Source organism: Pseudomonas sp. GW822-FHT02G04 (genome assembly GCF_058802085.1).
This window is the reverse complement of record NZ_JBXANU010000002.1, coordinates 386,182-407,647: the sequence shown is the minus strand read 5'-3', so window position 1 is coordinate 407,647 and position 21,466 is coordinate 386,182. Positions and strand designations below refer to the sequence as shown.

The 21,466-nt window shown below is 60.5% G+C and carries 20 protein-coding genes; 11 read left to right on the top strand and 9 right to left on the bottom strand.

Translation table 11 applies throughout. From position 1 onward, the window contains the following. Positions 1-76: 76 nt before the first annotated feature. From nahK to AC1RO5_RS04375, 4 genes are all read right to left on the bottom strand, one after another. A complete protein-coding gene (gene nahK / locus AC1RO5_RS04390; protein WP_493173066.1) occupies positions 77-2,713 on the bottom strand; it encodes a hybrid sensor histidine kinase/response regulator NahK/ErcS' in 2,637 nt (878 codons plus the stop codon). After that, complete coding sequence (nosP, locus tag AC1RO5_RS04385; protein WP_019579408.1) at positions 2,643-3,806, bottom strand: nitric oxide-sensing protein NosP; 1,164 nt, start codon at positions 3,804-3,806, stop codon at positions 2,643-2,645. The genes nahK and nosP overlap by 71 nt, the downstream gene beginning before the upstream one ends. A gap of 250 nt (positions 3,807-4,056) precedes the next feature. Then, positions 4,057-5,241 (bottom strand): porin, encoded by a 1,185-nt coding sequence (locus AC1RO5_RS04380; protein WP_493173064.1) that lies wholly within the window; start codon positions 5,239-5,241, stop codon positions 4,057-4,059. 208 nt (positions 5,242-5,449) lie between these two features. Then, positions 5,450-6,256 carry a sulfite exporter TauE/SafE family protein gene (locus AC1RO5_RS04375; RefSeq protein ID WP_493173062.1) on the bottom strand — a complete coding sequence of 269 codons (807 nt, stop codon included), beginning with the start codon at positions 6,254-6,256 and terminating at the stop codon, positions 5,450-5,452. Positions 6,257-6,419: 163 nt separating this feature from the next. Here AC1RO5_RS04375 and AC1RO5_RS04370 point away from each other — a divergent pair, with 163 nt between their 5' ends. Continuing rightward, entirely contained in the window at positions 6,420-7,283 is an 864-nt protein-coding gene (locus tag AC1RO5_RS04370) for an MBL fold metallo-hydrolase (protein WP_493173060.1), read from the top strand. A gap of 121 nt (positions 7,284-7,404) precedes the next feature. Here AC1RO5_RS04370 and bkdR read toward each other — a convergent pair whose 3' ends face one another. Beyond that, positions 7,405-7,893: a Bkd operon transcriptional regulator BkdR gene (gene bkdR / locus AC1RO5_RS04365; RefSeq protein WP_017339472.1), complete on the bottom strand. Its 489-nt coding sequence runs from the start codon at positions 7,891-7,893 to the stop codon at positions 7,405-7,407. A 185-nt stretch (positions 7,894-8,078) separates the two neighbouring features. Here bkdR and AC1RO5_RS04360 point away from each other — a divergent pair, with 185 nt between their 5' ends. From AC1RO5_RS04360 to AC1RO5_RS04335, 6 genes are all read left to right on the top strand, one after another. Further along, positions 8,079-9,314 (top strand): 3-methyl-2-oxobutanoate dehydrogenase (2-methylpropanoyl-transferring) subunit alpha, encoded by a 1,236-nt coding sequence (locus AC1RO5_RS04360; RefSeq protein ID WP_493173058.1) that lies wholly within the window; start codon positions 8,079-8,081, stop codon positions 9,312-9,314. A 1-nt stretch (position 9,315) separates the two neighbouring features. After that, on the top strand, positions 9,316-10,374 hold the full coding sequence (locus AC1RO5_RS04355) for an alpha-ketoacid dehydrogenase subunit beta (RefSeq protein ID WP_493173056.1): 1,059 nt from the start codon (positions 9,316-9,318) through the stop codon (positions 10,372-10,374). After that, positions 10,375-11,649 (top strand): dihydrolipoamide acetyltransferase family protein, encoded by a 1,275-nt coding sequence (locus AC1RO5_RS04350; protein WP_493173054.1) that lies wholly within the window; start codon positions 10,375-10,377, stop codon positions 11,647-11,649. It begins immediately after the preceding gene. Between the two features lie 3 nt (positions 11,650-11,652). Then, on the top strand, positions 11,653-13,035 hold the full coding sequence (gene lpdA / locus AC1RO5_RS04345) for a dihydrolipoyl dehydrogenase (RefSeq protein ID WP_493173052.1): 1,383 nt from the start codon (positions 11,653-11,655) through the stop codon (positions 13,033-13,035). Positions 13,036-13,267: 232 nt separating this feature from the next. Further along, positions 13,268-14,287: a branched-chain amino acid aminotransferase gene (locus AC1RO5_RS04340; RefSeq protein ID WP_493173050.1), complete on the top strand. Its 1,020-nt coding sequence runs from the start codon at positions 13,268-13,270 to the stop codon at positions 14,285-14,287. A gap of 135 nt (positions 14,288-14,422) precedes the next feature. After that, on the top strand, positions 14,423-14,764 hold the full coding sequence (locus AC1RO5_RS04335) for a hypothetical protein (protein WP_493173048.1): 342 nt from the start codon (positions 14,423-14,425) through the stop codon (positions 14,762-14,764). Here the strand turns inward: AC1RO5_RS04335 and AC1RO5_RS04330 are convergent. Further along, a complete protein-coding gene (locus AC1RO5_RS04330) occupies positions 14,754-15,680 on the bottom strand; it encodes a LysR substrate-binding domain-containing protein (protein ID WP_493173046.1) in 927 nt (308 codons plus the stop codon). The genes AC1RO5_RS04335 and AC1RO5_RS04330 overlap by 11 nt on opposite strands. A 105-nt stretch (positions 15,681-15,785) precedes the next feature. On the opposite strand from AC1RO5_RS04330, the gene AC1RO5_RS04325 reads away from it, so the two are divergent. After that, positions 15,786-16,394 (top strand): LysE family translocator, encoded by a 609-nt coding sequence (locus AC1RO5_RS04325; protein WP_493173044.1) that lies wholly within the window; start codon positions 15,786-15,788, stop codon positions 16,392-16,394. Here the strand turns inward: AC1RO5_RS04325 and AC1RO5_RS04320 are convergent. Then, positions 16,391-17,155: an ArsR/SmtB family transcription factor gene (locus tag AC1RO5_RS04320; RefSeq protein ID WP_493173042.1), complete on the bottom strand. Its 765-nt coding sequence runs from the start codon at positions 17,153-17,155 to the stop codon at positions 16,391-16,393. The two genes, AC1RO5_RS04325 and AC1RO5_RS04320, sit on opposite strands and share 4 nt — an antisense overlap. A gap of 81 nt (positions 17,156-17,236) precedes the next feature. On the opposite strand from AC1RO5_RS04320, the gene AC1RO5_RS04315 reads away from it, so the two are divergent. Beyond that, a complete protein-coding gene (locus AC1RO5_RS04315) occupies positions 17,237-18,343 on the top strand; it encodes a cytochrome P450 (RefSeq protein ID WP_493173040.1) in 1,107 nt (368 codons plus the stop codon). Positions 18,344-18,351: 8 nt separating this feature from the next. Here AC1RO5_RS04315 and dmeF read toward each other — a convergent pair whose 3' ends face one another. Both dmeF and AC1RO5_RS04305 read right to left on the bottom strand, forming a co-directional pair. Further along, entirely contained in the window at positions 18,352-19,287 is a 936-nt protein-coding gene (gene dmeF, locus AC1RO5_RS04310) for a CDF family Co(II)/Ni(II) efflux transporter DmeF (RefSeq protein ID WP_493173038.1), read from the bottom strand. An 11-nt stretch (positions 19,288-19,298) separates the two neighbouring features. Next, positions 19,299-19,574, bottom strand: coding sequence for a metal/formaldehyde-sensitive transcriptional repressor (locus tag AC1RO5_RS04305; RefSeq protein ID WP_019648873.1), 276 nt, complete (start codon positions 19,572-19,574; stop codon positions 19,299-19,301). 171 nt (positions 19,575-19,745) lie between these two features. Here AC1RO5_RS04305 and AC1RO5_RS04300 point away from each other — a divergent pair, with 171 nt between their 5' ends. After that, positions 19,746-20,987 carry an S-type pyocin domain-containing protein gene (locus AC1RO5_RS04300; RefSeq protein ID WP_493173036.1) on the top strand — a complete coding sequence of 414 codons (1,242 nt, stop codon included), beginning with the start codon at positions 19,746-19,748 and terminating at the stop codon, positions 20,985-20,987. Next, positions 20,984-21,319: a hypothetical protein gene (locus tag AC1RO5_RS04295; protein ID WP_493173034.1), complete on the top strand. Its 336-nt coding sequence runs from the start codon at positions 20,984-20,986 to the stop codon at positions 21,317-21,319. Before AC1RO5_RS04300 ends, AC1RO5_RS04295 begins: the two co-directional genes overlap by 4 nt. Positions 21,320-21,466: the final 147 nt, after the last annotated feature.

The window sequence follows — 21,466 nt, the reverse complement described above, 5'->3', positions numbered from 1 at the left end:
GGACGCTCCGCGTCCCAAAGAGCGGACGCAGAGCGTCCGGTGAGGCATTCCCACGCAGAGCGTGGGAACGATCACTCTATCTGGATGAATTCAGCAAATGACTCATCGCCGTCTTGAGCTTCATCGGCCGCACCGGTTTGTGCATCAGGGTGTGGCCCAGTTCGCGGATCTGTTGTTTGAGCTCATTGCTGTAGTTGGCGGTGATCATCATCGCCGGGATCGCCGAGGCGCGACGGGCGTTGATGCGGGCCACGGCATCGACACCGTTCTGCTCGTCATCCAGGTGATAGTCGGCGATCAACAGGTCGGCTTCGGCGTGATAATTGTCCACTTGCCGCGCCAGGTCCTCCTCCGACAGCGCCGTGACCACTCGGCAACCCCAACCTTCGAGCAAGGTGCGCATCCCGGCACAGATCGCCGCGTCGTTGTCCAGCACCCACACCCGCGCACCGCGCAGGCGTTCGAGCATCGGTTCACTCATCAACAAACTTGGCAACGCCTTCGGCGCCGTGGCGCTCAATGGCACTTCGACGGAGAACATCGAGCCCTTGCCCGGCCATGAACGCACGTGAATCCGGTGGCCGAGAATACGCGCAATTTTCTCGACGATCGCCAGGCCCAGCCCCAAGCCGCGATCCTGATCCGGACGCTGTACGTCACCGCGTTTGAACTCCTGGAAAATCTCCTCCAGACGGTTTTCGGCAATGCCCATGCCGCTGTCCCAGACTTCGATGGTCAGCCGCTGGTGATGGCGCCGGCAACCGAGCACCACCCGCCCGCTGTAGGTATAGCGAATGGCGTTGCTCAGCAGGTTGCGCAGAATCCGCGCGAGCAACTGAATGTCGCTGCGCACCAGCGCCGAACACGGGATGAAATGCAGCTCGAGGCCTTCGCTGCGCGCCACTTGGGTGTATTCGGCGGCGAGGTTTTCCAGCAATTCGCTGAGGGCGAACGGCGCAATGTCGGCCTTGATCACCCCGGCATCCAGTTTGGAAATGTCCACCAGTGTGCCCAGCAGGTTTTCCACGTCTTCCAGGGAATTGCTGACATTGCGCACCAAATTCTCGTTGGCCAGCGGTTCCCGGCGCTCCAGCAACGCGCTGGTAAACAGCCGCGCGGCGTTGAGCGGTTGCAGCAGGTCGTGGCTGACGGCAGCGAGAAATTTGGTCTTCGACAGGTTGGCCTGCTCGGCCTCGAGCTTGGCCTCGCGCAAGCGTGATTCCACGCGGCGACGCTCGTCGATTTCGCGCAGCAATTGGTCATTGAGGGTGGTCAGTTCGGTGGTGCGTTCGCGTACCCGCAACTCAAGGTTCTGATAGGCCTGATGCAGCGCCTCGGCGGTGCGGCGGCGCTCGGTGATGTCGCGGATCAACACGAAAATCCCCACCACTTCTCCGCTGGCCAGGCGATTGGGCACGTAGGAGCGCAGCATGTAGCGTTCCTGATTGTTGATGTTGGTTTCAGCAAACTCGAACGTCACGCTCTCGCCGGCCAGAGCTCGGGCCACATAGGCCTCAAGGCGCTGATAGTGCTGCTCGCTGTGCACTTCGCGCAGGCTCTGCCCGAGCATTACGCCCCGGGGCCAGCAGTACCATTCTTCGTAGACTTTGTTGGTGAACTCATAGACCAGATCGGCATTCAGGTAGGCGATCAGCGCCGGCACGTGGTCAGTGATCAAGCGAATCCAGCGCTCGCTTTCGCTGAGGGCTTCGGCGTGCTGGTAGCGTTCGGTGATGTCGGTGAAGGTGTTGACGAAGCCGCCGGTGGGCAACGGATGGGTGCGGATTTCCAGGACCCGGCCATCGTAGAGGCGCTGCTCGCATTCCTGCACGTACCGCCCGTTGGCATCGCGACTGGCCGGGGTCAGCAGGTTCAGTTCGCTGTCAGCGATCACTTCAGCGAACGGTCGATGAGCCGCCACCGGGGCCAGGCCGCTGAGTTCCAGGAAGCGTCGGTTCCACAGTTCCAGAATGCCCTCGGCGTTGACCATCGCCACCCCTTGGGACAGGTTGTCGACCGCCCGTTGCAACAGGTGCGACTTTTGCGCCACGGCCTGCTCGCGGCGCAGGGTTTCGCTGAGTTTGACGTCGGTAATGTCGGTGAACAGGATCACCCGCCCGCCTTCCTGGGTCGGCCGCTCGCTGACTTGCAGCCAACGGCCATTGTGCAGGCGATAGAGCAGGCTTTCGTCGACATGCGACCGGGGTTCTTCACTGAACAGCCCGGTAGAAGTCATCAACCGTTTGACCTCACTCAGGCGCATGCCCGCGTTGATCCGTACCCGGCTGTCACCCCAAAACGCCTTGAAGCGGCTGTTGAACAGCACGATCCGCTGCTCGGCGTCGAACAGCACAAAGGCGTCGGAGATGCTTTCGATGGCGTCGATCAAGTGTTGATGGGCGGTTTCGGCCCGTAGCCGCGCTTCGCTGAGCAAATGATTGCCGGCCTTGAGTTCGGCCATGGCTTGGTTCAGGGCGTCGGTGCGCTCACGCACCTGTTCGGCCAGCACCACCGAATGCTGGAACGCCGCATACGGGTCGTTGCCCCGGGTGATGCCGGACTCGATGCGTTCGATCAGCGCGTCATTGATGCGCTGCAATTTTTGGTTTTCGTGCCGCAGGCTGGCGATCTGCGCCTGAAGGTCAGCGCTGTCCAGGGGCGCGTCCTCGGGCAATGGCAACCCCGGTGAAGGTCTGGTTGATGTGCATGCCATTGAACTGTTCTCCGTAGGTGTTGAAACCCATCACCCGCTGGTCCCGCAAAAACGCGCCGATCTGCTCGAGACTGCCGGCGTCTTCCAGTTCCAGGCGCCGGAGAAAACAGTCGCAGCCGATGGTCAGCAACAAGTCCCCGAGACGCTCGCGCAAACCCTCGAACAGGCCTTGCAGATTGGGCAGCATGGGGCCGGGTTTCATGACGGTGAGGACGATGCCGTTTTCCACCGCACAGTAGAAACTCAGGCTCAGGTCTGGATGAACCTGCTGGATCGCCCGCACGTAATACTGATCGTTGATCCGCACCGCCAACGGGTGCGCGGCAAAGGTCCGGTAATCGAGGTCGGCCACCGCCACGCCGATATGCCGGGCGTACTCCTCGGCGGCCGGTTCGGCGTTGAGTTCGAATACCCGGCGCGAAGTGCTGTCGGCAGCGGTGACCACCAGTTTTTCGGCCCTGGGCAGGATGTGGTGGGTGGTGAAGACTTCAAAGTCCAGCCAGGTATTGACCAGCACCACCACCGCCGCGCCGCTGTGAAACTCGCCGCCGAAATACACATGGGTGTGAGTCAGGTAATTGTCGTCGCCGGCCGAGCCGCCGAAATGCGGAATGTCGCCCAACGCCGCGCTCAAAGCAGCGAGCACCATTTCTTCACGGCTGGACAAGCCATCGAGCAGGGTCAGGGCAAAGCTGTTGCCCTTGATCGGCGCCAGGGTATTGCTGCGACAACCACTGACCAGGCGCTCGACCATTTGCTGGGCATCGATCAGGCTGAAATGCTCCATCTCGTCGATCAGTTCGATGGCGATGGAAAAGTGCCGATGATCGAAACCCACCGCTGTCACGCAGCTGCGGCCATAACCTTGGGGGGTGATTTCGCCGGCACTGGTGCAACCCACCAGGCGAATGCCGCCGAAGCTCTGCTGCAACGCCTGCCCCAGCGCCTGCAAGTCGTACTCCGCGGAACAGAAGAACAGCACGAAGCCCAAATGGGGGTGCAAGAGTTGCCGCGCCAGATCCTGCGCCGCTTGCTGGGCATCGATGGCCTGGGACATGGCACTGACCACACCGTCGCTCTGAACCTGCTGCATCGTCGCCCCTCGCCTGTATGAGGCTCGAGTGTACGAAGCCTGCGGGCGGCGACGAATGCTACTTGGGTAGCGGGTGGGTGGTTCGATGGGATGAGAGGACGGACAGTATCTACAAAACACCACATTCCCATGTAGGAGCGAGGCTTGCCCGCGAAAGCGGTGTATCAGCCGACATTGATGTTGAATGTGACGGCCTCTTCGCGGGCAAGCCTCGCTCCTACAGAAGATCTGCGTTGTGCGGGCTACGGGGTTACCAGGTCAACACCGCCCCCACCGCAAACGTATCAGTGTTTTCATTCTGGGCGCTGGTGTCGTGGCCGTTGATTTCGAACTGGTTGTACTCGGCCACCAGCTTGAGGTTGTCGTTGACGTCATGGAACAGCGCAACGCCCCGGGTTTCGTAATCAGCGCCGCTGCCGACCACGCCGTTACCGTCGTCCTTGGTCTTGCCGTAAGACAAGGCCAGGCGGTTCTTGCCCAGTTTGTAGGAGCCCTGCAACAGGTAACCGTTGCTGTCGACATTGCGCAGGGTCGGTTCACCGGCATTGTTGGTGAAGAACGGGTTAATGCCTTTGGCCTGGAAACCGGAGCCGGTCAGCGACAGCCCGCCCATCTTCGCCTGCACACCGTAACCGACACCTTTGGAAGTGACGGACTCGACGTTGGAGTCGGTGTTGTCCGAGGTCTGGTAGCTGCCGTTGAGCCAGCTGTAAATCTTCGCTCCGCCGAGGTCGAACTGATAGGTGATCTCGCTCTCGGTACGCGGGTTCTTCTGGTAGGCCTTGCCGGTTGCGCTGCTGTCGTTGGTGTCGACCGGGTCCATGATCCCCACCGCGACCCGCAAGCCGTCCATCATTGGGGTGCGATAGGTAATCTGCGACGTCGGGAACGGGTACGGATAGCCGCTGCCGATGTTGCCGAACGACACCCCGCCGCCGTCCACCAGGCCCAACGTATCGCTGACCTGACCGTAGCCGGCGAGCAGTTCGTCGAGCAGGATGTTGGAGCGGGCAAACAGGCCGAAGTCCTTGCCGATCAGCACCTCGCCCCACTCCGGGTTGGCCACCGTGCCATAGAACTGCCGCACGTCGATGGCGGTGTCGGTGCCGTTGGTTTCGCTGTCATTGATGGTCACCCAGAACGAAGCCCGGGCGCCGAGTTTGAGGTCATCGACCTGCTTGCCCATGTTGAAGCCCAGGTAATTGGGCAGGAACCCCATCTTCACCCGCGCCTGTCTCCGGTCGTACTGTTCGCCGGCCCGGTCCACGTTGCTGTTGACGTAGAAGGCGTTGATGTAGCCATCGGTGGAGAATGTGGTCTGGTCCTTGTCGTACAGCATGATCTCGGCCTGGGCCATTGAGCTCAGGCCCAGGGATGACAGACTAACGATGAAAGCCGGCAAGAAACGATGCTTGAAATTCTTATTGTTGTGCATGACGCGCTCCGCTACGGGGACTTGATGTCGGAGGCGATTATCGAAAGCGGACAGGCGGCGTCATACGCTGCCTTGGGGGCGGTTGTCAGGTGCTTTGGGCTGGCCGGTAGCGCGCGGCAAATTCGGTGTAAGACCGCCCGTCGGCCAGGCACGGAACTTAGGACGTAAGCCTGTGGACCCGACTGGCGTCCACAGGAACTGGTGGCCGCTAGGCGAGCGCTCTAAACAGCATGTAAACGGCGATCACCACACAGACGCTGGCAAAGCCCATCTGCAGCCCTCGGGCCGGCACCCGTGCGCAGAGTTTTCGGCCGAGGATCATTCCGACGATGCTGGCGACGATGAACGACACGCCCAAACCATCGATCCGCACCCCGGCGTGAAACGCGCCAATCACCCCGATGATCGAGATCAGGCTAATCACCATCAACGACGTGGCGACGATGCCGCGCATCTGCACATCGGTCAGTTGTTTGAACGCAGGCACTATCAGAAAACCGCCACCGACCCCGAGCAACCCCGAGACCACACCGGTGACCGCGCCGAGTGCGGCGAGGGTCGCGGTGCATTTGGCGGTCCAGGAAAAACGCCCGGTCTGCTGATCGAGCATGCAGTTCTTCTGGCCCCAGTTGGCGTGGCCGTGATCGCTCGGGCCGGCGTCGAGCTTTTCCGGGCGCAGCATCCGCCAGGCCACCATGACCATCAGCAGGCTGAACAGAATCATCAGGATCTTTTCCGGTAACTGATGCGCGAAGTAGATGCCCACCGGCGAAAACACCGCGCCGAGCAAAGCAATCAACAACGCCGCGCGATAGCGCACCAGCCCATGGCGCAAACCATCGATCGCACCGACCGCCGCCGCACTGCCCACCGCAAACAAAGCGACGGGCGCCGCCTGAGTCATGGTCAAACCCAGCCCAAGCACCAGGGCCGGCACCGCAAGAATACCGCCACCGGCTCCGGTCAAGCCGAGCACCAGGCCCATGACCAGGCCAAAAAAACTTGCCAACAACATAAAACACTCATGATCCGCGAAAAAAGGCCGGGTACGCCCGGTATCGATTGAGTGACAGGATAGAGCCCGCACAGTTTTTTTCATCAACTGAATGGATGCGGGGCTGGTCAATGCAGGGAAAATGAAACTACCCTCAAGACCTGTCCAAGAAGAAACGGCCACCATGCTCGCCTTGATTGAAGCCTTCCTCGACCCCGCATCCAAGACCTACAGCTACGTGATCTACGAGCACGATGGCGGGCAATGCGCGATTGTCGACCCGGTGCTCGATTACAACGCCGCCGCCGGGCGTACTTCGACCGTCCAGGCCGACAAGATCATCGACTTCGTTCGCCAACACCAGTTGCAGGTGCAATGGCTGCTGGAAACCCATGCGCATGCCGACCACCTGTCGGCCGCGCCGTACCTGCGTCAGGAACTGGGGGGCAAGATTGCGATTGGTCAGTCGATCAGCCAGGTTCAGGGCGTGTTCAAGACGCTGTTCAATCTTGAACCGGGATTCAGGGTCGACGGTTCGCAGTTCGATCACCTGTTCGCGCCGGACGAGTCATTCCGCATCGGCAACCTCAAGGCCACGGCCCTGCATGTGCCAGGGCATACCCCGGCAGACATGGCTTATTTGATCGACGGCGATGTGATTCTGGTGGGCGACACGTTGTTCATGCCGGACGTCGGCACCGCGCGCTGCGACTTCCCCGGCGGCAACGCCAATCAGATGTTTGCCTCGATCCGCAAACTGCTGGCCTTCCCCTCCAGCGTGCGCCTCTTCGTCTGCCACGATTACCCGCCCGAGGGCCGCGCCCCGCAATGCCAGAGTACGGTCGGCGAGCAGCGCAAAAGCAATATCCATATTCACGACGGCGTCGACGAAGCCTCCTTCGTCGCGATGCGCACCCAGCGTGACGCCAGTTTGTGCATGCCGACGCTGTTGCTGCCGGCGATTCAGGTGAATGTGCGGGCGGGGAATTTGCCACCGGCGGAAGATAATGGCGTGACCTACCTGAAAATCCCCCTGAACCAACTCTGACCCACGCCATCGATCGTTCCCACGCTCCGCGTGGGAATGCATCCCGTGACGCTCTGCGTCACATCCGGAAGCGGAACGCGGAGCGTCCCTGGCGGCATTCCCACGCGGAGCGTGGGAACGATCAGTTGGCCAGGGTCAACCCATTCGCCGGCAACGGCAGCGCCGTTTTGTACCTGACCTGCTTGAGCGCAAAGCTCGAACGAATGTTCGCCACTCCCGGCACCTTGGTCAGAAAGTCCATCATGAAGCGCTCCAGCGACTGGATGGTCGGCACCAACACGCGGATCAGATAGTCCGGGTCGCCGGCCATCAAATAGCATTCCATCACTTCAGGGCGATCCGAAATCGCCTCTTCGAAATGCTGCAGCGCCTCTTCCACCTGCTTCTCCAGGCTGACGTGAATGAACACATTCACATGCAACCCCAGCAGGTCGGCATCCAGCAGCGTCACCTGCTCGCGAATCAGCCCTAATTCTTCCATCGCCTTGACCCGATTGAAGCACGGCGTTGGCGACAGGTTCACCGAGCGTGCGAGGTCGGCGTTGGTGATGCGCGCGTTCTCCTGAAGGCTGTTGAGAATGCCGATGTCGGTACGGTCCAGTTTGCGCATGAGACAAAACCACCTGTTTTTTATGTTTATGCAGATTTTTTATCCTCAAATGATCTCCAGCGCAACGAAACAGAGAGAAATATTCTTCTTGGCCAGGCCTATGATTGTTGTAGGACAAGAATTCTTTTACCGAAGAATGACTGCCAGCTCACTACAAGAAATTCACAAGATCGAGCGTAGAAGCCATGAACCAAGCGTACGAACCGCTGCGCCTGCACGTTCCCGAACCTTCGGGCCGCCCAGGGTGCAAAACCGACTTCTCCTACCTGCGTCTGACCGACGCAGGCTTGGTGCGCAAACCCCCAATTGACGTAGAACCCGCCGACACCGCCGATCTGGCCAAAGGCCTGATTCGGGTGCTCGACGACCAGGGCAATGCCCTCGGCCCATGGGCTGAAGGCGTCCCCGTCGAGATCCTGCGTAAAGGCATGCGCGCCATGCTCAAGACGCGGATTTTCGACAACCGCATGGTGGTCGCCCAGCGTCAGAAAAAAATGTCGTTCTACATGCAAAGCCTTGGCGAAGAAGCCATCGGCAGCGCCCAGGCCCTAGCCTTGAACATCGACGACATGTGCTTCCCCACCTACCGTCAGCAAAGCATTCTGATGGCGCGCGAAGTGCCGCTGGTGGACCTGATCTGCCAACTGTTGTCCAACGAGCGCGATCCGCTCAAGGGCCGTCAGCTGCCAATCATGTACTCAGTCAAGGACGCCGGTTTCTTCACCATTTCCGGCAACCTCGCCACTCAATTCGTCCAGGGCGTAGGCTGGGGCATGGCCTCGGCGATCAAAGGCGACACCAAAATCGCCTCGGCCTGGATCGGCGACGGCGCCACCGCTGAAGCGGACTTCCACACCGCCCTCACCTTCGCCCACGTCTACCGTGCGCCGGTGATCCTCAACGTGGTCAACAACCAGTGGGCGATCTCGACCTTCCAGGCGATTGCCGGCGGTGAAGCCACCACCTTTGCCGGACGCGGCGTTGGTTGCGGCATCGCCTCCCTGCGGGTCGATGGCAACGATTTCATCGCGGTCTACGCCGCTTCCACCTGGGCCGCCGAACGCGCGCGCCGCAACCTCGGACCGACCATGATCGAATGGGTCACCTACCGCGCCGGCCCGCACTCGACCTCCGATGACCCTTCCAAATACCGTCCTGCCGACGACTGGAGCTACTTCCCGTTGGGCGACCCGATTGCGCGCCTCAAGCAGCACCTGATCAAAATCGGCCAGTGGTCCGAAGAGGAGCACGCCGCCGTCAGCGCCGAACTGGAAGCCGAAGTGATCGCCGCGCAGAAAGAAGCCGAGCAGTACGGCACCCTCGCCGGCGGCCAGATTCCGAGCGCCGCGACCATGTTCGAAGACGTCTACAAAGAGATGCCGGAGCACTTGAAGCGCCAGCGTCAGGAGTTGGGGATCTGACATGAACGATCACAACAATAATATTCAGTTGGAAACCGCCATGACCACGACCACCATGACCATGATCCAGGCCCTGCGCTCGGCCATGGATGTGATGCTTGAGCGTGACGACAACGTCGTGGTGTTCGGCCAGGACGTTGGCTATTTCGGTGGCGTGTTCCGTTGCACCGAAGGCCTGCAGACCAAGTACGGCACCTCCCGCGTATTCGATGCGCCGATCTCCGAAAGCGGCATCGTCGGCGTCGCCGTGGGCATGGGTGCATACGGTTTGCGGCCGGTGGCCGAGATCCAGTTCGCCGACTACGTGTACCCGGCATCGGACCAGATCATTTCCGAAGCGGCGCGCTTGCGCTATCGCTCGGCCGGCGAGTTCACCGCGCCGATGACCCTGCGCATGCCCTGCGGCGGCGGCATCTATGGCGGCCAGACCCACAGCCAGAGCATCGAAGCGATGTTCACCCAGGTCTGCGGTTTGCGCACCGTTATGCCGTCCAACCCTTACGACGCCAAAGGCCTGCTGATCGCCTCCATCGAAAACGATGACCCGGTGATCTTCCTCGAGCCAAAACGCCTGTACAACGGCCCGTTCGACGGCCACCACGACCGCCCGGTAACCCCGTGGTCGAAACACCCCGCCGCGCAAGTGCCGGACGGCTACTACACCGTGCCGCTGGACGTCGCCGCCATCGCGCGTCCGGGCAAGGACGTGACCGTGCTCACTTACGGCACCACCGTCTACGTCTCGCAAGTCGCCGCTGAAGAAAGCGGCGTCGACGCCGAGGTCATTGACCTGCGCAGCCTGTGGCCGCTGGACCTGGAAACCATCGTCAAATCGGTGAAGAAAACCGGGCGTTGCGTGATCGTTCACGAAGCGACCCGCACCTGTGGTTTTGGCGCCGAACTGGCCGCGCTGGTGCAAGAGCATTGCTTCCACTACCTGGAAGCGCCGATCGAACGCGTCACCGGTTGGGACACTCCCTACCCGCACGCGCAAGAGTGGGCGTATTTCCCTGGTCCGTCCCGTGTGGGCGCGGCTTTGCATCGGGTTATGGAGGTCTGAATGGGCACGCACGTTATTAAAATGCCGGACATTGGCGAAGGCATTGCAGAAGTTGAACTGTCGGTGTGGCACGTCAAGGTCGGCGACATGGTCGTCGAAGATCAGGTACTCGCCGATGTGATGACCGACAAGGCGATGGTCGATATTCCATCCCCGGTGCACGGCAAGGTGATTGCGCTCGGTGGCCAGCCCGGCGAAGTCATGGCGGTCGGCAGTGTGCTGATCAGCATTGAAGTCGAAGGCGCGGGCAACGTTAAGGAATCGACTGCGCCAGCGGCTGCTATTAAAGAAGCACCGGTGGCGGCGCCGAAAGTTGAAGCCGTCGTAGAAAGCAAACCGGCTGCAGCAGCGCCGCGTCCGGCTGCTGTTTGCCAAGGCCCGATGGTCGCGCGTGAAGCCGATGAACGTCCGCTGGCCTCCCCGGCCGTGCGCAAGCATGCGCTGGACCTCGGCATTCAATTGCGTCTGGTGCGTGGCAGCGGCCCTGCCGGGCGGATTCTGCACGAAGACCTCGAAGTCTATCTGGCTCAAGGTCAGTCGAACGCATCGACCGCCACTGCCGCTTACGCCCAGCGTAACGACGAACAGCAAATCCCGGTGATCGGCATGCGCCGCAAGATCGCCCAACGCATGCAGGACGCCACCCAGCGTGCCGCCCACTTCAGTTACGTCGAAGAAATCGACGTCACGGCCGTCGAAGAGCTACGTGCACACCTGAACGAAAAACACGGTGCGACCCGCGGCAAACTGACGTTGCTGCCGTTCCTCGTGCGTGCCTTGGTCGTGGCCCTGCGCGACTTCCCGCAGATCAACGCCCGTTACGACGACGAAGCCCAGGTCATCACCCGTCTCGGCGCGGTGCATGTGGGCGTCGCCACGCAAGCCGACATCGGTTTGATGGTGCCGGTGGTGCGTCACGCCGAAGCCCGCAGCCTGTGGGACAACGCCGCGGAAATCTCCCGCCTGGCAACTGCCGCGCGCACTGGCAAGGCCAGCCGCGATGAGCTGTCCGGCTCGACCATCACCCTGACCAGCCTCGGCGCCCTGGGCGGCATCGTCAGCACGCCAGTGCTGAACCTGCCGGAAGTGGCGATCGTCGGCGTGAACAAGATCGTCGAACGGCCAATGGTGATCAAAGGCCAGATCGTGATCCGCAAGATGATGAACCTTTCCAGTTCCTTCGATCACCGCGTGGTCGATGGCATGGACGCGGCGCTCTTCATCCAGGCCATTCGTGGCTTGCTCGAACAACCCGCAACGCTGTTTGTGGAGTAAGAAATGCAAACTCTGAACACCACGCTGCTGATCATCGGCGGCGGCCCTGGCGGTTATGTGACGGCGATCCGTGCCGGTCAATTGGGCATTTCGACCATTCTGGTGGAAGGCCAATCGTTGGGCGGCACCTGCCTGAACATCGGCTGCATCCCATCGAAGGCGCTGATCCACGTCGCCGAACAGTTCCATCAGACACAGCACCACAGCCAATACTCGGCGCTGGGCATCAGCGTATCGGCGCCGACCCTGGACATCGGCAAAAGCGTCGAGTGGAAGGACGGCATCGTTGATCGCCTGACCACCGGCGTCTCGGCACTATTAAAGAAGCACAAGGTCCAGGTCATCCACGGCTGGGCGAAAGTGATCGACGGCAAAACCGTTACAGTCGGCGACACGCGGATTCAGTGCGAGCACCTGGTGCTGGCCACCGGTTCGACAAGCGTCAACCTGCCAATGCTGCCGATTGGCGGGCCGATCATCTCCTCCACTGAAGCCCTGGCGCCGACAAGCGTGCCGAAACGGCTGGTCGTGGTCGGTGGCGGTTACATTGGCCTGGAGCTGGGGATTGCCTATCGCAAACTCGGCGCCGAAGTCAGCGTGGTCGAGGCGCAGGATCGTATTCTGCCGGCTTACGATGCCGAACTGACCCATCCGGTGCACGAAGCACTCAAACAACTCGACATGAAGCTTTACTTGAAGCACAGCGTTGAAGGCTTTGATTCACAAATAAATTCTCTACAAGTTCGTGACCCGAACGGCGACATCCTGAATCTTGCAACCGATCAGGTGCTGGTGGCCGTCGGTCGCAAACCCAACACCCAGGGCTGGAACCTCGAAGCCTTGAACCTGGACATGAACGGTTCGGCGATCAAGATCGACAACCGTTGCCAGACCAGCATGCGCAACGTCTATGCCATCGGCGACCTCAGCGGCGAACCGATGCTCGCCCACCGGGCCATGGCTCAGGGCGAGATGGTTGCCGAACTGATCAGCGGCAAACACCGCGAGTTCAACCCGACCGCCATCGCCGCCGTGTGCTTCACTGACCCGGAACTGGTGGTGGTTGGCAAGACCCCGGATGAGGCCAAGGCTGCGGGGCTGGACTGCATCGTGTCGAGCTTCCCGTTCGCTGCCAATGGCCGGGCGATGACGCTGGAGTCGAAAAGCGGCTTCGTGCGGGTTGTGGCACGGCGCGACAATCATCTGATTGTTGGCTGGCAGGCGGTTGGTGTCGGTGTATCGGAGTTGTCGACGGCGTTCGGTCAAAGCCTGGAAATGGGCGCGCGGCTGGAAGACATCGCCGGCACCATCCACGCGCATCCGACGCTCGGCGAGGCGGTGCAAGAAGCAGCGCTACGTGCCCTCGGTCACGCGCTGCATCTCTAACTGATCGTTCCCACGCTCTGCGTGGGAACGCAGCCCGGGACGCTCCGCGTCCCAGAAGCGGACGCAGAGCGTCCATTGAGGCATTCCCACGCAGAGCGTGGGAACGATCAGTGCGAGAGAGATCGCATTCCGGGCTGCGAAACGGGCCCGGAATGAAGTATTGTTGTCCCCATCCAGAAAAATGTCAGAAGCCTTGAACCGTTTCGGCGGTTGTTAAGTGATAGAGGGTGTCATGGGTAACGAAAGCATCAATTGGGACAAGCTGGGTTTTGACTACATCAAAACAGACAAGCGCTATCTGTCGCACTGGCGTAATGGCGAGTGGGACAAAGGCACCCTGACCGAAGACAACGTGCTGCACATCAGCGAAGGCTCCACTGCCCTTCACTATGGCCAGCAATGCTTCGAAGGCATGAAGGCCTATCGTTGCAAGGACGGTTCGATCAACCTGTTCCGTCCGGATCAGAACGCTCTGCGCATGCAACGCAGCTGTGCACGCCTGCTGATGCCACAGGTGTCCACCGAACAGTTCATCGAAGCGTGCAAGGACGTGGTGCGCGCCAACGAGCGTTTCATCCCGCCTTACGGCACCGGCGGCGCGCTGTACCTGCGCCCGTTCGTGATCGGCGTGGGTGACAACATCGGCGTGCGTACCGCACCCGAGTTCATCTTCTCGATCTTCTGCATCCCGGTCGGCGCCTACTTCAAGGGCGGCCTGACCCCGCACAACTTCCTGATCTCCAGCTACGACCGTGCAGCCCCACAAGGCACCGGCGCGGCCAAGGTCGGTGGCAACTACGCCGCCAGCCTGATGCCTGGCTCCCAGGCCAAGAAGGCGCACTTCGCCGACTGCATCTACCTGGATCCGCTGACCCACACCAAAATCGAAGAAGTCGGCTCGGCCAACTTCTTCGGGATCACCCACGACAACAAGTTCGTCACCCCGAATTCCCCTTCGGTGTTGCCGGGCATCACCCGTCTGTCGTTGATCGAACTGGCCAAGACCCGTCTGGGCCTGGAAGTGGTTGAAGGTGACGTGTTCATCGACAAGCTGACAGACTTCAAGGAAGCCGGTGCTTGCGGTACTGCCGCGGTGATCACCCCGATCGGTGGCATCAGCTACAACGACAAGCTGCATGTGTTCCACAGCGAAACCGAAGTCGGCCCGGTCACCCAGAAGCTCTACAAAGAGCTGACCGGTGTACAGACCGGCGACATCGAGGCGCCAGCGGGCTGGATCGTCAAGGTTTGATCTGAGGCGACTGTCCGTTTGAACACAAAAGCCCGGCCATCACATTGAAGACCGGGCTTTTTTTCGTCCGCGTTTCGCGCAAAACGTCACTAGACTTGCCACGTGCAACCACCATCAACAGGTGCCACCGAAACCATGGGTAAATTCTGGCGAAAGTATCTGGCCTTGCTGGACACCGACTTCACCTCGCAAGTGTTCGACAACATCAAGAACCTGCTGGTGTGCGCCCTGCTGTTCGCGGCGGGCACCAACGCGTTGCACGGCGGCCATCACGTGTTCATGGGATTGTTCGCTTCAAGCCTCGCCGGCTGGGGGTTGATTGCAACATCAGCGCTGCTGATGTTGCTCAATGTCAGCGACGGAATACGCCGGCTGTCCAGGTTGCCGTATCACACGGCGTTCCAGATCATCCTGGGTCTGGTTTACCTGGTGCTGGCGGTGCGGGTGGTGGAGATTGTCTGGGATTTCAGGGCGTAGCGGTCACGGCACGAGGTGTTTGCCAACTCAGCTCATCCTGAGCAATCCGGGCAAACAACCACTCCACAAAGATCCGCGTGTGCGCCGTCACGTCCGGCGCAACACCGTAGTAATAACGCGGCAACGGCATGCGCAACTCGGGCAGCGGGCAGATCAGGCGTCCGCTCGAGATATGGCTGCCCAACAAAGAGGTTGGGCACAGGGCAATGCCCTGTCCGTCGACTGCGGCCTCAAGCACCAGGTGCATGTGATCGAACTGCCGGGTTAGCTGAGTGGCTGACTGGCCTTGACCAAAGTGCATGGCCCAATTGTGCCAGTCTTCGCGGCGGGCCTTGGCGGTCAGCAACGTATGCCGACTCAGGGACGTGAGGTCTTCAAGTGGCAGGCGCTCGATCAGCGATGGTGCCGCGACCAGTAACAGTTCATCTTCGAAGAGTGCTCGCGCCTCAATCGCCGGTGCCCAATCGTCACGACCACGGCGAATGACGATATCGAACCCGTCGCGTGCCTGATCGGGTGCCTGGGTCTGGGTGATCACCTGCGGCTTGATGCCGGGGTACTGCGCAACGAAATCCGCCAGTCTGGGCGTCAGCCAGAGCATGGCAAAGGACGGACGCACATTGATCTTCACAGTAGGCAGCGAGGCATGTTGCTTGAGCGCAGCGGCAGCGTTGGCGATCTGCGACAGCCCGGCGCTGACCTGCTCATAGAAGCGCTGTCCGGCTGGCGTGAGCACCGATTGACGGATACGCCGCTCGAACAGCAGCACACCCAGGTACTCCTCGAGCAATTTGATGTGCCGGCTGACGGCACTGTGGCTGACATGCAGCTCTTCGGCCGCCAGGCTGAAGCTCTGATGACGAGCAGCAACGGCGAAGGCGCGAACAGCATTAAGAGGCGGTAGTTGATTCATCATGTGTCTAATTTAGTCACCTATGCGCTGTAATTAAAGCGTTTGTCACACCCTCCTCGCCACGCCAATCTGCCAGCACGCAGCCAATGCCACCTGACGGAGCAAGCCATGAACAGTTACGGACTCTTTGTACTCTTCGCCACCCTGACCATTTTGAGCCCGGGGCCTGGTGTGGTCCTGACCCTGTCCAACACGGTGCGCCACGGTTGGAGGGGCGCCGTGCCGGGCATTCTGGGGATCGCGTCGGGGGCGTTTGTGGTCGCTGCCATCAGCGCCACCAGTGTTGGCCTGATACTCAGCACCTCCGCGAATGCCTTTACCGCGTTGAAATACGCAGGGGCCGCCTATTTGTTGTACCTGGGCTACAAAAGCTGGCGCTCGGATCGTTTCAGCACGCTGCTTGAAACGCGGCCTTCAAGCCCGGGTTATCGCTTCCTTGAAGCGGCTTCGATGCAGCTGTTGAACCCCAAGGCGGTGTTTTTCTTTCTGGCGGTGTTCCCGCAATTCATCGACACTTCGGCGCACTTCTACAGCCAATTCATCAAGCTGGTCGCCTCCTACGGCGTACTGGTGATCCTGGTGCATGGCAGCTATGCCTTGCTCGCCAATGCCGCCAAGGGCTGGTTGTCGAGTTCGAAGGGTTCCTGGCTGGCCGCGAAAGTCTCGGGCGTGACCTTCGCCGGTTTTGGCGTACTCATGGCCTCGACCAGTCGCTAAGTCGCAGGACTGGCGATCGCGCGGCGCCTGTTCTCGGTGGACGGGACTGGCGCTGTCGTTCCCTGAACCGGCAGTTCAACGGCGAACCGGCGACTGAGTTCCTTGCGCCCCACTACCGTCAACGCCAACGCCCGACTGTCCAGATCCTGCGTCACCCATTGGCGTTTGATCGCCGTTTGCAACAACGCCGCGCCCAAGGCGCCGCCCAGGTGCGGCCGGCGCATGCTCCAGTCCAGGCACGGGCAGGCGAAGCGGCGGCGCAAGGTGCCGAGGTCTTTGATGTCGATGCCCAATCCTTCGAACAACGCTTCACCGCTGTCGCTCAATCGATAAGCCTGCTCATCGGTTTGCAGCAACCATCCCGCGTCGATCATCCGGTCATGCAGCACCACCGCCAACGTGCCGGCCATGTGGTCGTAACAGGTACGGGCGAATTGCAGGCGGTCCGGGGTGCGCGGGTTGAACGTCGGCGCGGCGTTCTGGCCGATCACCATCAGTGCTTCGAGTGCCTGGGCCACGCGCTTGTCCGCGAGGCTGTAATAGCGGTGGCGACCCTGAACGTGCAAACGCACCAGCGCCAACTCCTTGAGTTTTGCCAAGTGCGCGCTGGCAGTCGAGGCGCTGACTTCGGCAACCGCCGCCAGCTCGGTGCTGGTACGGGCGTGGCCGTCCATCAGCGAGCAGAGGATTTTCGTCCGGGCAGGCTCTGCAATCGCTGCGGCCACTTGAGAGACGCCGACGTCGTGTTGTTCTGCGTTCATATTTCGCTCCCGGACGAATCAAGGCCCTTTCGGACTGGAGATAGTAGCAACACTTTTCAACCATCGATAAGGCTGCGACCCATGGACCCGATCATCGCTGCGACTCACGCCGACCCTTACCCCTATTACGCGCAACTGCGTGCCGAGGGTGGATTGGTTTTTCATCAGGGACTGAAACTGTGGGTGGCCAGCAGCGCCCGAACTGTCGCCGCCGTGCTGGCGCATCCGGATTGCCACGTACGGCCGGCGCATGAGCCGGTGCCCAAGGCGATTGCTCAGGGCATCGCCGGTAAAGTGTTCGGTCAGTTGATGCGAATGAATGAGGGCGAGCGGCAGCGTTGCCCGAGGACGGCGATTGAGCCAGGGCTGGCGCTGATTGATGTGAACGAGGTCAACGAACGGGTAGCCGCTCGGTTGATTACCCCTGGCGCCGATGGGTTGTACACGGCGATGTTTCGCGGGCCGGTCTGCGTGGTGGCAGCGTTGCTGGGCTTTTCTCCGGCTCAGGGCCGGGCCATCAGCGAGCTGACCGCAGACTTCGTCGCCTGCCTGTCGCCCCTCAGCAATCAGGCACAACTGGACACCGCCCATGTTGCGGCAGAACAGCTGAAGGGATATTGCATCGAGCTTCTGGCTGACCCGAACAATCGAAGCGCCCTGCTCGCCGGTATCCGGCAGCGCTTCGCTGTTGCATCGGCCGACCCGGAAACCTTGATCGCCAACCTGATCGGCCTGTTCTCCCAGACCTGTGAAGCCACCGCCGGGCTGATCGGCAATGCGCTACTGGCGTTGAATCGAAACCCGCAGCTCGACCCAACTCAAGTCAACGACCTGATCGCCGAAGTGCAGCGCTTCGATCCTTCGGTGCAAAACACCCGCCGCTTCGTCGCAGCGCCCTGCGAAATCGACGGCGTGAGCCTGAACCCCGGCGACGTCATTCTGGTGCTGCTGGCCTCGGCCAATCGTGATCCGCAGCTTAATGACGATCCCGATACGTTCCTGCTCGAGCGCCCAAACCGCCGCAGCTTCACCTTCGGCGCCGGCCGTCATCAATGCCCGGGGCAGGTGCTGGCCTTGAGCATCGCCCGCGCGACGCTGGTTGAGATCCTGGCGATCAAACCTGCTTTGGGCCGGTTGACCTGGCACTACCGCCCTTCCCTTAACGGGCGCATTCCGCTCTTTGCCTGAAAGACACCTCAAGCGTTGCGATATTCGACCGTCAAGTGAGACAACTCATGAACCGGTGCCAGCCGTTCGCGGATGGCGTCGGCACTGACGCTCGCCGCGGCCACGACACTGACAATCGCCGCCCGCGCCTGGGGCCCGACTTGCCAGACGTGAAGGTCGCTGATGCGTACATCGTCCGTCGACTCGAGCAGCTCACGAATTTCGGCGGCGACGTGCTCATCAGTGGTATCGAGCAACACCGCGGCGCTGTCGCGCATCAAGCCAAAAGCCCATTTCGCGATCACGAGCGCGCCGACAATGCCGATCACCGGATCCAGCCAGACCCAGCCCAGGTAGCGCCCGGCCAACAACGCCGCAATGGCCAGTACCGAGGTCAGCGCATCGGCCAGCACATGGAGATACGCCGAGCGCAGGTTGTTGTCGTGATGGTGATGATGGCCGTGGTCATGGCTGTGATCGTGATGATCATGGCCGTGATGCCCATGATTGCCCGCCAGCAGCAACACACTGGCGACATTCACCGCCAGCCCCACCACAGCAATTATCGTCGCTTCGGTGAAAGCCACGGTGGTTGGTTGAAACAGCCTCACAATAGATTCGCCGGCGATGCCCAGTGACACCAGCCCCAACACCACGGCTGAAGCAAAACCCGCCAGGTCCCCGACCTTGCCGGTACCGAAGCTGAAGCGCGAATTGTTGGCGTGCCGTCTGGCAAAACTGTAGGCCGCCGCGGCAATGCCCAAGGCCCCGGCGTGGGTCGCCATATGAAAACCGTCCGCCAGTAACGCCATGGAGCCGGTGATATAACCGGCGGCAATCTCGCCAATCATCATCACGAACGTCAGCGCCACCACCCACAACGTGCGGCGCGCATTTTCATCGTGGGCGGCGCCCAGAAACAGATGGTCGTGGGTAAAGCGCGAAGCTTGAGGTGTCAGTGTCATGGGGCGGGCCTCTATTTCGAGTAACGGCGGATGGCTTGCAACAAGTCTTCCACGCCTTCGGCGCGCGCTTCGTCGCTGAGGCCGGGACGCGCCACATGTTCACGGGCATGGGCGTCGATGAACTGGTCCATCAAACCGTTGACCGCACCGCGGATTGCCGCGACCAGGTGCAGGGTTTTGGCGCACTCGGCGTCGGACTCCAGCGCCCGCTCCACCGCCTGGACCTGACCGGCAATACGCCGGACGCGGTTGAGCAGATCGTCTTTGTGTTCGTGGATGTGCGACATACCTATACCCCCTACCCCTATTTAGGTGGGCATGGTTACCGATATTGCCGGGGCTGGCAAGTCAGGGAGCGATCAAAAACAACGGCCAGAGTTTCAGACCCGTCCTACATCTATCCAATGCCCGTTGATATAGCGTCCACATCGCTTTCAAAAGATGAAACAAGGACGCTCATGGCTCGAAAAACAGACATACCTTGGGTTCAAAACCCACCGTCAGGCGACGGGCACCACATCACCAGCCGCTACATGACCGCCGCTGAACTGGCAGAGCGCGACGCCAGGCAAAAATCCTATGACGACATGTTGGCCCGACAGCAGGCATATGAAGACCGTTTTATCAGGCAGCCTCAACAGCTGGGTCAATCCAGCTCCATGGGTTGCGTGTTCGCCAAAAGCTGCAACCTCCCCGACGGCGTAATCAACCACGACAGCCCAGCAGGGTTCGTCCCTGTCGAGAAACTGACCGACTACGGAAAATTTTCCCTGCTGGGTGGCCGCGAAAGGGATGTAGCGGGAAACATCCCGCTCAAAAAAATCAGTGGCGGCGCGTTACCTGCTGCACTGGGAACGCTACTCCTGGGCGGAGTTGGCACTGCTGGCACCGGGACGGGTGCGGCTGGTGGTGCAGGTGTCGTGACGGCTGGTGTTGCTGCTGGCGCATTGGTCGGAATGGTTGCAATGCTGTGGCCGTCGAGCTTGGGCGACAGCTCCCTGTACACAGAAGAACAGCTCAAATCGCTCAAGGAAGGCCGCACACGGGTTCGACTGCATGTCGAGCAACAAGCTGATGGCACCTTGAAGGGTTATGGGTACAACACCCAGAAGCGCCGCGACTGGGAAATGATTCCTGTAGTCCGGTTCAAGAGTCAGGGCTCTCAACAAGCGGCTGACTTTGGCGATGGGATAACCCTGATCTGGACGCCAACTGTTGACCCATCCAGCGCCTCAGGGATTCCCCCGTTAGAGGCGGCGCCACAAGCGCCTCAGATCTGGATTTATCCGCCTACCGAACAGGCAGATAACATCATCGTCAACCCGATTTATCCGCCTGAGTACAAGGACTTCATTCTTGTATTTCCGGCCGACTCCGGCATTAAACCTCTCTATATCGTTTTGACCCTGGAGTTCGACGCAGCCAGTTACCATGGCAAGACTGACACACCGGTAAAAAGTAAGGGGCCTGTTAACGGACAGGAGGCACTGGATAATTCAGTACAGGTAAAACCTACCTCACCACGTCGAATCGGTGTCGACCCGGACACAAAAGAGATCGTTGTCTTCGATCGTACCGGAGGGGACGTTTACCATGGACATGTCAGACCATGGGATAAACTCCATCAAGATATGAAAAATGCTCTGATCAAGGCAGGAAAAACCGATCACAAAGGCAACATTCAGGGAGTTAAAAAGTGAGCCTTCTCTACCAAGATCCAACAATGAGCCACGAGGAAGCGACGAGACTACTAGCTAGCAACGTAGAAACCAGCGTTGTCGCCGCATTGATTTCTATTGGCCTGAATGAACAAGACAAGACCTGGGCTCAGAACACCTGCCTGAAGTACCTCGAGAGTGAGTCCGAATCGATTGCAGCATCTGCCATCACCGCGCTCGGCCACATAGCCCGCAGACAGGGTGGTCTGGACTTGGGTGCTGTACGCCCGGCCCTTGAGAAGGTGAAGGAGAAATTTCCCTCCCTGGAAGGGATTGTGGCGGACACCCTTGATGATATTGAGGCGTTCACCTGACTTGCCGTTTAGGCAAAAGATCATTTTTTCCGCGAACCGAACACTGAACTGTGGCGAGGGAGCTTGCTCCCGCTCGGGTGCGCAGCAGCCGCAAAACTGGCGACCGGAGATTACCTGAGACACCGCATGCACAGGTTTCAGGGTCGC